Here is a 14,834-nt window from a genome sequence, read left to right as displayed (position 1 = left end):
GGGGGCGCGAAGTCGATGGACAGGGGTAGCGAACATCTGTATCACTGTCAATCATGAATGGCACAAATGTATCATCGCGCGTCCTCGACCGGCTGACCGAAGAATGGGAGACGCTGACCCCGGAGGCGCAGAAGGCGGCACGCTATGTGCTTGAAAACCCTGCCGATGTCGGGGTTTCAACGGTGCGGGAAATCGCCGAGGCGGCGAACGTCAAGCCGAACACCTTCGTGCGGATGGCGCGGCAGGTGGGCTTCGAAGGCTACGAGGATTTCCGGGCGCCGTTCCGCGAGGCGATCCGCAAGGGCGCGGCGAGCTTTCCCGACCGGGCGCGCTGGTTGCAGGATATCCGCAGATCCGGCGACCTTGGGGGGCTTTACGCCGACATGGCCGAGGGGGCGATCCGAAACCTCGAGGAGACCTTTGCGCGGATCGACGCGGAGGCCCTGAAGGACGCGGCGGAGGCGATATGGGCTTCGCGCCAGGTGTTCACCCTGGGTGTCGGGGTGATGAACGCCAACGCGCGCAATTTCACCTATCTCGCCTCGACGGGCATGACGGATTTCCACGCCATTCCGCGGCCGGGTTCGACGGCGGTGGACGATCTGGCCTGGGCCGACGCGCGCGACGTGCTGATCGCCATGACCTGCCGGCCCTACCGCGCGGAAGTTGTCGAGGCGGTGCGGATCGCCCGCGACCAGGGGCTGACGATCGTGGCGCTGTCCGACAGCCCCGCCAGCCCGATCATCCGCGCCGCGCATCACGGTTTCATCGTTGCCGCCGATACGCCCCAGTTCTTTCCGTCCTCGGTTTCCACGATCGCGCTTCTGGAAACCCTTCTGAGCTTTGTGATCGCGGTCGCGAGCGAGGAAATCGTCGAGCGGGTCGAGACGTTCCACCGCCGGCGGCACCAGCTTGGCATCTATACGGAGGAGCCCGAGTGAACGACCTGTGCGAACCGGTACGCTCCCTCGAGGCGCGGTATTACATCGATCCGGCGATCTTCGAGGCCGAGAAATCGGGCCTGTTGCGCCGGACATGGCAGTTTGCCTGTCACGCCAGCCAGCTGGAACAGCCGGGCGATTACGTCGCGTTCGACCTGGGCGACGAAAGCCTGTTCTCGATCCGCGGGCGCGACGGGGTGATCCGCACGTTCTACAATGTCTGTCAGCACCGGGCGCATCAGCTGGTGAGCGGCACAGGATCGACCCGCGTCGTCGTCTGCCCCTATCATGCGTGGACCTACGAACTTACCGGTGCGCTGCGCGCAGCGCCGAACGCGACATCGGTTCCGGGCTTCGACAGATCGCGGATCTGCCTGACAGAGGTGCGCACGGAGGAGTTTCTGGGGTTCGTGTTTGTCAATCCCGACCCGGATGCGGCGCCGATGGACGACTGGTTTCCCGAGGTTCGCGCCCAGCTTCAGGACTTCGTTCCCAACTGGGCGGATCTTCGGCCGCTCGAATGGATCGAGATCCCGGAAAAATGCAACTGGAAGGTTTCGGTCGAGAACTATTCCGAGTGCTACCACTGCAGCCTGAACCACGCGACCTTCGCGACCGGGGTGATCCGGCCCGAAACCTACGACATCCAGCCCCAGGGGTATTGCCTGCGCCACACGACGGAATGCAACGACCTCGGCAAGATGAGCTATGACATCGAAAGCGGGTTTCCGAACAACGACCGCTATTCGTCCTGGTTTCTGTGGCCGATGTTCTCGTTCCAGGTTTATCCGGGGAACCTTCTGAACACCTATCACTGGCGGGCGGTGGATGCCGAGAATGTCGTGGTCTGGCGCGGGTGGTATTCGGCCGGCGGAGAGGACAACGCCACCGTCCGCCGGATGGCGATACAGGACCGGGCCACGACGGTGGAGGAAGACATACACCTGGTGGAATCGGTGCAGCGCGGGCTGAAATCGCGCGGCTACGTGCCCGGGCCGCTGGTGGTGGACCCGAACTGCGGGGTCAATTCAGAGCATTCCGTCATGCATCTGCAGCGATGGATGCGCGAGGCGGTGGACGGGTTGGAGTGACGGTGACGGGCGCAGAGCGTCATGTCGCGGCGGAAGGCAGGAGGGAGACCACCATGAGCACATTCGATGAGGACCTGTTTTTGAAGGGTCTTGAACAGCGCAAGGCGACGCTCGGGGCGGCGTATGTGGAGAAGAACCTGGCGGCCGCGGATGACTTCACCCGCCCGTTCCAGGAAGCGATGACGGCCTGGTGCTGGGGGTTCGGCTGGGGCGACGATGTGATCGACGCCAAGACACGTTCGATGATGAACCTGGCCATGATCGGAGCGCTGGGCAAGATGCACGAATGGGAAATCCACTGCCGGGGGGCGGTGAACAACGGTGTGACGCGCGAGGAGATCCGCGCCATCATTCACGTGGTCGGCATCTATTGCGGCGTGCCGCAGGCGCTTGAATGCTTCCGCGTGGCCCGGAAGGTTCTTGATCCGGAGTAAAACCGGAACCTCGGATGCCGTGAGGCGCGTGACGGGTAGAGGGGGGAGGCGCGGGGCAGGGGCCTGGCTGTGCAGCCAGTCCTGAGCCATCCACACAGCCTGTTCGCCGCAATAGCGCGCAAACCTGTACGGAATGATGAAAGCCGCTGTTGAATTTATGTAACGTCTGCGCACCGCGGTGACGGACGGCCCGGTGGTCCCCGGGCCGTGCGTCACGCAAGACGGGCCCGGGTTGTTCAGTCGACCGTGTTCTTGCTGTTGTCGATCGGCGGAAGCTCTTCGGAAGGAACGGCCACAGGACGCACAAGCAGGGCGGTCGATAGAACGGCCGTACCAACGATCCCGGCCAGTGAAATGGCCATGTTTGGCGCGACCGAGGCCGCCGCCCCAAGAACAAGGAGTGCGCGAATTGGCCAGGCCAGCCTGCCGGATTGCTGTCGGCCGACCCATTCGAAGGACAGGGCGATGGCTCCGGCGCCCACGATGCCACCGATGCAGGCCATGGCGATTTCAAGTCCACTGCCGGTCCCGAGGATCGCGGGGTTCCAGAGGAAGGCGAAGGGCATGAGGAAGCCTACGGCGGCAAGGCGCACAGCCTCGAACGCGATCACAAACGGATCTTCATCCGCGATGGCTGCGGCGGCCAGCGCCGCCACGGCAATCGGCGGCGTGAGGGCCGAGAGGATGGCGTAATAAAGCAGGAACATGTGGCTTTCGAGGATCGGAAGACCGATCTTGGTGAGTGCCGGACCAACCAGAACGGCCGCGAGGATATAGGCCGATGGCGTCGGCATTCCGAGCCCCAGGACGATCGTCACCACAGCGGCCAGCAGAAGCGTCCAGCCCAGGTCACCTCCCGAGAGAGTGATGATGACGTTGGCTGCCTTCATGCCGAGGCCCGTCATGGAGAGCCCCCCGATCACCAGACCTGCAGCGGCGCAGGCGCCCGCTACCGGCAGGATCCTGAGAGTGGTTTCGCCGAGGGCCTGGATCAGTTCCCAGGGCGTCATCCGGGTGCGCCCCGAGAGCGCCGTGCCGATCACCACGCCCAGCGCGCCGGCGCCCGCGGTCATCACCGGGGAGTATCCGACCCAGAGCATCCCGATAATTACCGCGATCGGGATGATGTAGGGCCAGCCCAGGGCGAAGGTGCGCGACAGCCGGGGGATCTCGCCGGAATAGGGCCGCAGATCGTGCTTCACGGCGCGCAGATGCACTTGGGAGAAAACCCCCACGTAGTAAAGCATCGCAGGGATCAGCGCTGCATAGACGACATCCCGATAGGGCGTGCCGGTATATTCCGCGAGGATGAAGGCGGCAGATCCCATGATGGGCGGCATCGCGCTGCCGCCGGTGGAAGCTGCGACCTCTACGGCGCCCGCGAACTTCTTGGAATAGCCCAGCCGTTTCATGATCGGGATCGTGATCGAGCCGGTGGCCACCACATCCGATGTCGGGCTGCCCGACATTGTGCCATAGAGGCCGGAGGAGATCACCGCGACCTTGGCGGGGCCGCCGCGGCTGTTGCCTGTGGCCGCCGAGGCCAGATCGAAGAAGAATTCTCCCCCGCCGGCCTTCGACAGAAGGGTGCCGAACATGACGAAGAGGAAGACATAGCTCGCCACAACCTGGATCGGCACGCCGAAAACGCCGTCGGTGGTGAAGACGAGGATGTCGAGAAGATATGAGAATTCGGAGATGCCGTGGCCGAAGGGCGGCGGCAGCATGTAGCCGAACCAGTTGTAGATCAGGAACGCAACGACGATGCCGGTGAGGCCGGCGCCCGTGGTTCGGCGCGTCGCCTCCAGTGTCAGAAGCAGGATGGCCGTGCCGAAGAAGAATTGCGCGCCCGTGAATTCATCGAGCAGCGTGATACGATCGGAGATGACCTGGGCATTGACGAAGAAGAATACCCCGGAGGCGAGGCTGAGCGCGCAGAGGACCCAGTCGAGGATCGTGGGGTTGTCGGGGGCGTTGGGGGAGTGGCCAATCACCGGGAAGAGCAGCGTGAGGATCCCCGAGACGAAGAGGATGCCCAGAACCAGCGGATCGGAAATCACGAAGATGTTGGCATAGATCACCCAGCAGGCGAACCCGGCCGCCAGCAGCGTCAGAAGGTGTGCCGGCGTTCCCGTGAAGGAACGCCGGCGGCCTGTCGAAACGAGTGCTGAAATCACTCAATCAGCCCCGCTTCGCGGTAGACCTTGGCCGCACCGGGATGGAACGGCAGGACGGTCTGGCTGACCAGGATCTCGGGGTTGAGCGCCTTCATCGCGTTGTGGACGTTGCGGATCTCGTCGATGTTTTTGAGGAACCCGCTGGCGAGCTTTTCCGCCATTTCGTCCGACATCTGATCCGTTGCGACGACCATCGCGCCAAGGGCCATCGTCTGCACGTCGTCGGGCTGCTTGGAATAGCTGCCGCCCGGGATGGTGAAAGGCGCTGTTCCGAAGGCTTCGTTGGTTGCGTCGATAACCTCCTGCGGGACGCTGAGAAGCACGACATCCACATTCTCGTCGATCGCCCGGAATGAGGAGTGGCGGATGAAGATGCCATTCGTCGCCATGTCGATGCGTCCGTCCTGCATCAGATCGCCCTGCTCGTTGGCACCCGCGCGCACGAAGGAGCCGCCATTCGCTGTGAGCGTTTCCTCGTCGAGGCCCGCCTGCGCCAGCATGAACACCGCGACGTCGCTGGTGATGTTGCCCGAGCGGTTGATCCCGATCGTAAGCGGTGCGCCAGAGGTCGCGATATCGTCGATGCTGTCGATGCCGTATTGTTCGGCGATGGACTGTTCCAGGAAGAAGTGCATCGGCGCCCAGTTGTACATATAGCCGATGGCCTGAAGGTTGGTGATCGGGGCCTTGAACGGCTCCTGCCCGTTGAGGCCGAGCTTCACCTCGGCGTCGTGGACAAGCCCCATATCGGTGCGGTTCGCCGCGAGGAGCGCGAGGTTGGCGAAGCCGCCGCCGGTCGCCTGGTAGGTAATCACCGCGGCCGGATCGTCGGCCTTCACCGCCCGGTCCATGCCCGCGCCCAGAAGCGACCAGAGACCGCCCGGGTTGCCACCCGACAGGTTCATGTTGATCGAGTCCGCCTGCGCCATGCCGGCAGAGACCGCCAGGCCGAGCGTCACTGTAAGTGCCTTGAATATCATGTTATTCCTCCCTGTTCGCTTTTTTACTCTCGAAGGTGTCACCCGGCCGATACGAGGGTGACTGTTTTGGCCTCGGTATAGGCGAGCATTTCTTCTAAACACTCTTCACGGCCGAGACCGGATTGCTTGACGCCACCGAAGGGCGCGCCAAGGTAGTGATCGCTTGCGTCGTTGACCCAGACGTAGCCGGCCTGGATGCGGCGGGTGAGGCGCAGGGCGCGGTCGAGATCCCGCGTCCAGATCGAAGCCGTCAGGCCGAGATCGAGGCTGTTGACGATATCGAGCATTTCGCTTTCGTCGCGCCATTTGAGCACGGTCAGCACCGGGCCGAAGACTTCCTCGCGGGCAATCTCGGCCTCTGGTCCGACATCGCAGACCAGGGTGGGGCGGACGAAGAATCCGGTATCGGGAAGACCGGCATCCGGGCGGCCCGCCGCGATCCGGGCGCCGGCCTTCCGGGCCCGTTCGATGAAGCCCAGGGTCTTGTCATACTGGGCCCGCGTCGACAGCGCCCCCATTTCGGTGGCCTCGTCGGTGGGATCACCCAGCCTGACCGCATCGAAGGCGGCGGCGATGGCGGAGACGACGTGAGCGTAATGGGTTTCGTGGACGAGGACGCGGCTTGTCGAGCCGCAAGACTGGCCCGCTGTCCAGCCGAGGTTCATGCCCTTGACCGCACCGGCGACCGCGCGGTCGAGATCGGCGTCTTCGCAGATGACGAGCGCGTTCTTGCCCCCGAGTTCAAGCTGCGTGCGCTTGAGAGTGTCGGCCCCGCCCTTCAGGACGGCGCGTCCGGTCGGAACCGATCCGATCAACCCCACCGCCGCGATACCCGGGTGGGCACAGATTGCCGCACCGAGATCCGCACCGCCGGTCAGCACCGACAAAAGGCCGTCCGGGAAGAGATCGCCGATGATCTCGGCCATCCGAAGCGATGAGAGCGGTGTTTCCTCGGACGGTTTGAGGATCACCGCGTTGCCTGCGGCCAGTGGGGCCGCGATCTTGGCAGCCGCGAACATAAACGGATGGTTGAATGGTACGAGCCGGGCGACAACGCCGAGCGGTTCGCGTGTAACGAGCGTGAGCTTGCCGCCGACCTGTGGGATCGTCTCGCCTTTGGCTTCGGTGGTCAGCCCGGCGAAGAACTCCATCAGAGTTGCGCCGAGGTTCACATCGAAGCGCATGCCTTTGATCGGGTTGCCGCAGTCGAGCGCGTCGATCAGGGCGAGTTCGCTTTCGTGGCTGCGGAGCAGGGCGGCAGCCTGTTTCAGGATCTTGCCGCGATGTACCGGCCCCAGGTCGGTCCAGACCCTTTGCGCATTGGACGCTCTGGCAACGGCGTCCGAAAGATCGCCCGCTGATGCGTCTCGCAGCTCTGCCAGAACGGCACCGCTCGATGGCGAAAGGACGGCCCGAGGCGCACCGCCGCCGGTGCGCCATTCGCCGGCAACGAAGTTGCCCTGAGGCGTCCAACCTCCAAGCACAGGCACGCTGCTCACCGCATCGCCTTCCGGCATTCTCTCTCCCCTTGCAACGGCGGTTGCAGAGCGCCGCCGTTCATTTTCTTAGATATCTATTTTCTCTGTTTACATACCGGCTGCGACATTCTGTCAAGCACGGACAGACCTACTCCGCGGCAGAGATCTGTTGGCTTTCTTCGCCCAGCGTTCGCCAGTCCACATCCTTCGGAAAGACACCTTCCTTGGAGGAAATGGTCGCATGCGGCACGTGCGGTTCTTCGGTGCCGATCGCGGCGCCGCCCTCGGCCACGCGACGGGCCGCGTCGCTCATGAGCCGCCGGAATTCGACAATCGCAAGGTCGGACGCGCCCAGAAGATCGGAAGACCGGTCGACCCGGGGGCCCATCGACACCCACATCACGATGTCTTGATTGGGGATGCCGAGCACGCCGGTGAAATTGCCAAGCTTCATCATCTGGCGATCCTGCAGGAAGTCGTTTTCCAGCGTCCGGCGGGAGCGCCACTTGTTATCCAGGTCGATCCCCGGCTGCGCGTGGGCGAATTTGCGCCATTCCGTGGTCGACGGGCAGGCCTGGCCGCCCCAGGCGATGAAGTGGAAGAAGGATTCCTCGTCGCTGATCGGCACGATCACCGTGGCCACGTTGTAGTTGTTGTTCGGTGGGATAAGCGACGTGAAGGGCGCGATATACTCTGTGATCCGCAGGTAATTGTGCGTGCCGGCGTTCTTGATCGGCTTGCGAATCGCTGCGTAGTGGAAGCCGTAGGGGGTGGTCTGGGTCTGCATGCGCGGCGACTTGTCGGTCGACGGGCGGTACCAGGATTTGTCATCCGCCGAGGCGCCTTTGACCCGTGCGGGAACCATATCCGAGGAATGCAGCGAGGATGAATGCGCGGAGTCGATCTGGCCTTCGGTGATCTGCGCCCAATTGGCCGGGATGCGGATCTTAAGGATCGAAACCTCGGTGTCTTCGGTCGGCGCGAAGGCGGGCGGCTGGAATTCCGGCGCCTCGCGTTCGGTGTCGAGCCAGGCCCAGACGAAGCCGCCCCATTCGCGTGTTGGGTAGGAGCGGTGCTTGACCTTGCCGTGCAGAGGCGACTCCTCGGGTTCGGACGACATCGCAACGCAATTGCCGTCCACGTCGAATTTCCAGCCGTGATAGAGGCAGCGCAGCCCGCATTCCTCGTTGCGGCCGTAGACGAGCGAGGCCTTGCGGTGCGGACAGAGTTCGTCAAGCAGCCCGAGCCGCCCGTCGGTGTCGCGGAAACACACGTAGTTGCGGCCGATCGCTTCCACCCGCAGGGGTTTTCCGTCTGGTTCTTCAACCTCTTCGCTCAGGCAAACCGGCGTCCAGTGCTGCCGCATCAACACCGCCATCGGCGCATCGTTGTCGATCTTGGTCAGCAGGTCGTTTTCTTCGACTGACAGCATTGACGGCTCCTCCAGTACATTCATGTACATGCAACGAACTGGCATGTGTTGACGAATAGTTTAGATATCTAATATCAGAGCGCGACATGCTTCTACAAGAGGACAATTGGATGGACCTTCCCGAAGGGCGCATGGCGTTGACCGTCACCGGCCGCAAGGAACTTGCAAAAGACATCTGCGAGTTCACTCTGGCCCGGGACGATGGGGCTGTCCTGCCGTCCTTCACGGCCGGTGCGCATATCACCGTCGAGACGCCGGGCGGGGCGATGCGGCGTTATTCCCTTCTGAACGACGGTTCGGCGCCGACCTCCTATGTCATCGCCGTCAAGCGGGAGGCCAATTCGCGCGGCGGCTCGGCCTCGATGCACGCGGACGTGCGCGAGGGCACGGTTCTGAATGTCGATCCGCCCGAGAACGAGTTCGAACTGGTGGAGGCGCCGAAATACCTGCTGATCGCCGGGGGCATCGGGATCACGCCGATCCTTTCGATGGCGCGTCACCTGAGTGCGGAGGGCAAAGCCTTCAGGCTGATCTATTGCACCCGGACGCCGGAGGAGACTGCCTATCTCGACGAAGTGTCGTCCTTTCCCACCGCGACCGTGCATCACGACAACGGCGATATCGACGACTTCTACGATTTCTGGGACCATTTCGAGAAGCCGGGGGCAGAGCATGTCTATTGTTGCGGGCCCGCGCCGCTGATGGAGGAGATCAAGGCCCTGTCCGGCCACTGGACGGAAGGCCGCGTGCATTTCGAGGATTTTGCCGGGGTCGATGTCGTCCGGGAGGATGATGTTCCCTTTACCGTGACGATTGCCAGCACCGGGCGCGAGATCGAGGTGCCGGCAGACCGTTCGATCCTCGAGGCCCTGCGCGATGCGGGAGAGAAGACCGTCAGTTCCTGCGAAAGCGGAACCTGCGGAACCTGCAAGTGCCGCTTGATCGAAGGCGAGGCGGATCACCGCGATCTCGTTCTGATGGACGAGGAGAAGGATGACTACATCATGATCTGCGTCTCGCGCGCCAAATCGGGGGATCTGGTTGTCGATCTCTGATCCCATCCGGCTTGGTGCGGCCGGGCTGGGGCGCGGGTTCATGCTGACCCTGCCGAGCCTTCGGCGCGATCCGCACACGCGGCTGGTGGCCTGCGCCGCACCGCGCGAGGAGAGCCGGTCGGCGTTTCTGGCCGAGTTCGGGGGGCGGGCCTACGGGACGGTTGAGGCGCTTTGCAGGGATCCGGAGGTGGAGGCGGTTTACATCGCGACCCCGCACCAGATGCATCGCGATCACGCGATCGCGGCGGCGCGGGCGGGCAAGCATCTGCTGGTCGACAAGCCCCTTGCGATCACGATGGAGGACGCGAACGCCATCGTTCAGGCGGCCGAAGATGCCGGCGTGCACCTGATCACCGGGCCCAGCCACAGTTTCGATCAGCCTGTGGAGGCGGCCCGTGCGCTCATCGGTTCGGGCGAATACGGTGCGGTGCGGATGATCCACGCCGTGAACTACACCGATTTCCTCTATCGTCCGCGGCGGCCCGAGGAGCTTGACACGGCACAGGGCGGCGGCGTGATCTTCAGCCAGGCGGTGCATCAGATCGACCTTGTTCGAGCCCTGATGGGCGCGCGCGCCGAACGCGTCGCCGCGATGACCGGGGCGTGGGACCCGGCGCGCCCGACGGAAGGCGCCTACACGGCGACGATTGCCTTCGAGGGCGGAGGTTTCGCGAGCCTGACCTATTCGGGCTATGCCCATTACGACAGCGACTCTCAGCAGGGTTGGATCGGCGAATTGGGCATGCGGAAGGACGAAGGCGCCTACGGCAAGGCCCGCAGGGCGCTGGCATCGCTGGCTACGCCGGCGGATGAGCCGGCGCTGAAGTCGGACCGCACCTATGGCGCCGTTGAGGCCCCGGAGGCGGCTCCTTATGCGGAGCATTTCGGCCCGGTAATCGTCAGTTGCGACCGGGCCGATCTGCGCCTGACGCCCGAGGGCGTCGAGATCTGGGGCGATACCGCGCGCGAATTCGTGCCTGCGCCGCCCGATCCGGCGCCGCGGAGCGCTGTTCTGCGAGCGCTCTACCGGGCGGTCCGCCTCGGCCAGCCGCCGTTTCAGTCGGGAGGATGGGGCGCGGCGAGCCTTGAGATCTGCCATGCCATTCTCGCCTCCGCCCGCACGGGCGGCTTCGTGGACCTGCACCAGCAATAAGACCAAAGCAAAGGGAGACAGTCTTGGCCAAACTTACCCTCTCGATCGCCATGGGCGATTATGATCGGACGCGGCCAATCCATGATGGACAGGTAAAGATCGACGGCGTGACCCCGGTTACGCAGCTTCTGTCACCCGAGGAGATGTTCTTTCGCGCCTTCCGGCATGAGGCCTTCGACGTCTCCGAGCTTTCCTTTTCGTCCTATTGTGTAAAGCGATCGCAGGGCACATCGCCCTATGTTGCGATCCCGGTTTTCCTGTCGCGCGCGTTCCGCCATTCCTCCATCTACATCCGCAACGACAAGGGCATCGACAGCCCCGCCGACCTCAAGGGGCGGCGGATCGGCATTGCGGAATGGCAGTTGACGGCCAATGTCTGGGCGCGCGGGATTCTCGAAGATTACGGCGTGACACCCGCCGATATAAAATGGGTGCGCGGGGGGATGCACACCCCCGGCCGCCCGGAGAAGATTGCCATCACGCTGCCGGACGAGATCGACATGAGCGCCGCGCCCGAGGGGGCGACGTTGGACCAGATGCTGCGCGACAGTGAGATCGATGGGTTCATCGGCCCACGCACTCTCAAGTGCTTCGACGAAGGGCACCCGAAGGTCGAGCGGCTTTTCGCGAACGGGATCGAGGCGGCCTCGGACCACTATGCCCGCACGAAGATCTTCCCGATCATGCATGTGCTGGGTGTCCGGCAGAGCCTTGCGAATGAGCACCCATGGCTGCCCGGTGCGCTGTTAAAGGCGTTCACGCAAGCGAAGGCGATGGCGCAGCTCGCCCTGTCAGATACCTCGGCCACAAAGGTCACCATGCCCTTCGTGGAAGACACGCTCACGACCGCGCGTAAACTGATCGGGCCGGAAATCTGGACCTACGGGGTCCCGGGCAACGAGCATGTGCTGGACACCTTCCTAGACATTCATCACCGCCAGGGCCTGTCGGAACGGCGGATGAAGGTCGATGAGCTTTTCCATCCCGCCACCTACGAAGCCTATTCCTTGTGAGGCGCGCATGACTGATCTGGTTTCAGACCGTCTTTCTCCCGGCGATATCGTCGCGATCGAGACCGGTGCGGGTACGGCGCATGTGCAGATCACCCATCTGCGCGCACCTTATCCCGATGTGCTACGGGCGATCCGGCCGAACGGGGCGTCTGCGCCGGACGAGATTGCCAAGGGAGAAACCGCCTTCGTTGCGATGGTGGAACTCGCGCGGGCCTTGAAGAAACAGTCCGCTTCGGTTCGCGTGATCGGGCACGCCACGATCCCGAAGGCCGACCGCGCCTTTCCAGTGTTCCGAATGCCGATCCGGAACAAGGCCGGCGAAATCGTCTACTGGTGGACCTGGGACGGGGACGGCCTGTCGGTATCGCCCGAGGCCGGAGACACGGATCTTCCGATCCGCGAGATTATGACGGTCTCGGCGCTCTGCGAGAGACTGGCGCTCCTATTCTGACTGTCAGACGTTCCCACGCGTTGGCGGCACCCGTTCGCCCCGTGCCTCCGCCTGGATTTCGTCCGCGGCTAGATTCTGGAGGATCACGATCAGCGCATGTTTGAGCTGCGCTTCTTCGGCCTCGGACAGACCTTGCAGAGCGGTTTCGTTCGCTTGAACGGCCAGAGGTTCGAGAACCTTCTGTAGGGCCATGCCCTCCGCCGTGAGATAGACATGTTGCTTGCGCTTGTTGCCGTCTTCAGTGCGGCGGGTGACGATTCCCTGCTGCTCGAGCTTGTTCATCGCGGTGTGGACCGTCGGTTCCGTCAGGTTCGCGCGTTCGCTCAGTTCACGCTGGGTCAGCCCTTCTTCCTTCCACAGGATGCGCAGGAAGACCCATTGTCCGAACGACACGCCGTGATGGGCGAGACGCCGGGTCAGCGACCTGTTGAACCCGCGTGCGCAGAGCCGCGTGAGATGCGCGATCCGTTCGCCGCCGTAGACGTCGAAGAAATCCTTCGTCTGAGTGTCGGGCCCGGGCTTGTTGCGCAAAGCACGGTTCATAACGGAAGAATCCTCGCATTGAGATGGACGTGCAAGCTTGGAAGCGAAGCTAGTTCGAAAGCCGGAACGGGGCAATCCGGCGATGTCGCTTGGCAGATGTCGATAGCTTAGATATCAAAGTTTATTACCTCGACGGAGCGCGCGACATGAACAACACTCGAGCCGATCTCGACACGCCGAAATCGCACGGGGACGACCGGCGGTGGGGGAGCGATCTGATCGCCGAAACCATCCGCGCTCTCGGTTTCCGCCACGTGGCGCTCAATCCCGGATCGAGTTTCCGGGGATTGCATGACAGCCTCGTGAACCATCTGGGAAATCGCGATCCGCAGATGCTCTTGTGTCTGCACGAAGAGCACGCGGTCTCGATCGCTCATGGCTGGGCCAAGGTCACCGGTGAGCCGATGGCGGTGATCCTGCATGCCAATGTGGGGCTGATGCACGGATCGATGGCAATCTACAACGCCTGGTGCGACCGCGTGCCGATGGTCATCTTCGGGGCGACCGGGCCGGTGGAAGCTGCGAAGCGCCGCCCGTGGATTGACTGGATCCACACATCGCGCGATCAGGCCGCGCTGGTGCGGCCATTCGTCAAATGGGACGACCAGCCCGCCGGTCTTCCGGCATCGCTGGCTTCGATGATCCGCGCCGATACGATTGCGCGGACGGCCCCGAAGGCGCCGACCTATGTGTGTTTCGACGTGTCCGTGCAGGAAGCCGAGGCCCCTGCGGAAATAGCTCCGCCAGACCCTGAGGATTACCGTCCGCCTGCCCCGCCGGAGCCCTCCTCCCGCGAGATCGGAACGCTGAGCGCGATGCTCGACGCCGCCAGATCGGTCGTGTTCCTGATCGGGCGCGTGTCACGCTCTGTAAACGACTGGGGCCTGCGCGTGTCCCTGGCAGAACATCTGGACGCGCGGGTCATCACCGATATCAAGTGCGGCGCGGGCTTTCCGTCGGACCATCCGAACCACGTCGGCCCGCCTTCGTTCTTCCTCGCAGAAGCACCCGCCCGGGCCCTTGCTGAGGCCGACCTTGTCGTCGCCTTCGACTGGGTCGACCCTGCCGGAGCGATCCGGCAGGCGGGAGCACGGGGCGCCCTTGTCAACGTGACGCTCGATCACCAGCTAGCCAATGGTTCGTCGCTGGATCACATGGCGCAGCCAGCGGCAAAGCTGCATATTGCGGCAGATCCGGATGCCGCGATCCGAGCCCTGGCGGACCGCTATGGCCTGCGCGGCACGGAGCCCGACGCGGTGCCGTTCGCGATTGACGCCGAGGATCCGAGCCCCGGGTCGCACCTGACGATGGAAAACTTTCCGGTCGCCCTGGCGCGTGGGCTGGACACCGAGACAGTGAGCTTCGTGCGCCTGCCGCTGGGCTGGGACGGCGCGGCGATATCGTTCCGCCATCCGCTGGATTATCTTGGCTACGACGGGGGCGCGGGCATCGGCTCGGGCCCTGGCATGCTGGTCGGCGCGGCACTGGCGCTGGAGGAGACCGGCCGCATCCCCGTGGCGGTGCTGGGCGACGGCGACACGATGATGGGGATCTCCGCGTTCTGGACCGCCGCGCGCTATGGCATCCCGCTTGTTGCAGTGGTGTGCAACAACCGGTCGTACTTCAATGACGAGGTGCACCAGGAAAAGGTTGCCCGGATGCGGGGCCGTCCCGTCGAGAACAAGAGCATCGGGCAGGCCATTGCCGAACCCGATATCGATTTCGCCGGCCTGGCGCGCGCGCAGGGATTGAAGGGCATCGGACCAGTCGCGACGCCTCAGGATCTCTCGAGCGCGCTGCGAGCGGCCGTTTCACTCTATCGCGAAGGTCACGCCGTTCTGATCGACGCGAGGGTTGAGCCCGAGTATTCGACAGATATGGCCAAAGGGATGACGGAAACCAATTGATGTGTCACGTCGGGGATCGAAGACGGGCTGCGCTTTGTAATCCCTCATTTCGACACTCTGGCCGCATTGGATCTGATCTGAAGGGAACAGCGCACCTGGTGTGGAGCGGTTCGATCTCACCCCGGAGCGGCTCGCGGCGGATACGGCCTATGGGTCCGGTGAGATGCTGGGTTGGCTCG

General features: G+C 63.7%; 13 protein-coding genes. 8 read left to right on the top strand and 5 right to left on the bottom strand.

Translation table 11 applies throughout. The features are described 5' to 3' along the window. The first annotated feature begins 53 nt into the window (after positions 1–53). From RXV90_RS20310 to RXV90_RS20300, 3 genes are read left to right on the top strand one after another with little or no spacing between them, the layout of a single operon-like run. Entirely contained in the window at positions 54–941 is an 888-nt protein-coding gene (locus RXV90_RS20310) for a MurR/RpiR family transcriptional regulator (protein WP_316651167.1), read from the top strand. A gap of 5 nt (positions 942–946) precedes the next feature. Continuing rightward, positions 947–2,032 (top strand): aromatic ring-hydroxylating oxygenase subunit alpha, encoded by a 1,086-nt coding sequence (locus RXV90_RS20305; RefSeq protein WP_316651259.1) that lies wholly within the window; start codon positions 947–949, stop codon positions 2,030–2,032. 53 nt (positions 2,033–2,085) lie between these two features. Beyond that, positions 2,086–2,466, top strand: a complete 381-nt coding sequence (locus RXV90_RS20300) for a carboxymuconolactone decarboxylase family protein (RefSeq protein WP_316651165.1) — start codon at positions 2,086–2,088, stop codon at positions 2,464–2,466. Positions 2,467–2,702: 236 nt separating this feature from the next. Here the strand turns inward: RXV90_RS20300 and RXV90_RS20295 are convergent, their stop codons facing one another. The 4 genes from RXV90_RS20295 to RXV90_RS20280 form a co-directional block, all read right to left on the bottom strand. Next, positions 2,703–4,643, bottom strand: a complete 1,941-nt coding sequence (locus tag RXV90_RS20295; protein WP_316651163.1) for a TRAP transporter permease — start codon at positions 4,641–4,643, stop codon at positions 2,703–2,705. Continuing rightward, on the bottom strand, positions 4,640–5,623 hold the full coding sequence (locus tag RXV90_RS20290; RefSeq protein WP_316651161.1) for a TAXI family TRAP transporter solute-binding subunit: 984 nt from the start codon (positions 5,621–5,623) through the stop codon (positions 4,640–4,642). The genes RXV90_RS20295 and RXV90_RS20290 overlap by 4 nt, the downstream gene beginning before the upstream one ends. Positions 5,624–5,661: 38 nt before the next feature. Beyond that, positions 5,662–7,140: an aldehyde dehydrogenase family protein gene (locus RXV90_RS20285; RefSeq protein ID WP_316651159.1), complete on the bottom strand. Its 1,479-nt coding sequence runs from the start codon at positions 7,138–7,140 to the stop codon at positions 5,662–5,664. Between the two features lie 109 nt (positions 7,141–7,249). Further along, on the bottom strand, positions 7,250–8,533 hold the full coding sequence (locus RXV90_RS20280; protein WP_316651157.1) for a Rieske 2Fe-2S domain-containing protein: 1,284 nt from the start codon (positions 8,531–8,533) through the stop codon (positions 7,250–7,252). A 110-nt stretch (positions 8,534–8,643) separates the two neighbouring features. Between RXV90_RS20280 and RXV90_RS20275 the strand changes: the two genes are divergently transcribed. The 4 genes from RXV90_RS20275 to RXV90_RS20260 are packed head-to-tail and all read left to right on the top strand — an operon-like array spanning position 8,644 to position 12,205. Continuing rightward, positions 8,644–9,588: a PDR/VanB family oxidoreductase gene (locus tag RXV90_RS20275; RefSeq protein WP_316651155.1), complete on the top strand. Its 945-nt coding sequence runs from the start codon at positions 8,644–8,646 to the stop codon at positions 9,586–9,588. Next, the gene (locus RXV90_RS20270) at positions 9,575–10,741 is read left to right on the top strand and encodes a Gfo/Idh/MocA family protein (protein WP_316651154.1); all 1,167 of its coding nucleotides are present in this window, start codon (positions 9,575–9,577) and stop codon (positions 10,739–10,741) included. Before RXV90_RS20275 ends, RXV90_RS20270 begins: the two co-directional genes overlap by 14 nt. A gap of 23 nt (positions 10,742–10,764) precedes the next feature. Then, positions 10,765–11,754 (top strand): ABC transporter substrate-binding protein, encoded by a 990-nt coding sequence (locus RXV90_RS20265; RefSeq protein ID WP_316651152.1) that lies wholly within the window; start codon positions 10,765–10,767, stop codon positions 11,752–11,754. A 7-nt stretch (positions 11,755–11,761) separates the two neighbouring features. Then, positions 11,762–12,205 carry a hypothetical protein gene (locus RXV90_RS20260; RefSeq protein ID WP_316651150.1) on the top strand — a complete coding sequence of 148 codons (444 nt, stop codon included), beginning with the start codon at positions 11,762–11,764 and terminating at the stop codon, positions 12,203–12,205. 3 nt (positions 12,206–12,208) lie between these two features. On the opposite strand, the gene RXV90_RS20255 is transcribed toward RXV90_RS20260, so the two are convergent. Beyond that, complete coding sequence (locus RXV90_RS20255) at positions 12,209–12,748, bottom strand: MarR family winged helix-turn-helix transcriptional regulator (RefSeq protein WP_316651148.1); 540 nt, start codon at positions 12,746–12,748, stop codon at positions 12,209–12,211. Between the two features lie 146 nt (positions 12,749–12,894). On the opposite strand from RXV90_RS20255, the gene RXV90_RS20250 reads away from it, so the two are divergent. After that, positions 12,895–14,655 carry a thiamine pyrophosphate-binding protein gene (locus tag RXV90_RS20250; protein ID WP_316651146.1) on the top strand — a complete coding sequence of 587 codons (1,761 nt, stop codon included), beginning with the start codon at positions 12,895–12,897 and terminating at the stop codon, positions 14,653–14,655. Positions 14,656–14,834: the final 179 nt, after the last annotated feature.

Source organism: Ovoidimarina sediminis, from assembly GCF_032586175.1.
Lineage (GTDB): Bacteria > Pseudomonadota > Alphaproteobacteria > Rhodobacterales > Rhodobacteraceae > Ovoidimarina > Ovoidimarina sediminis.
This window is presented reverse-complemented; position numbering and strand designations above follow the sequence as displayed.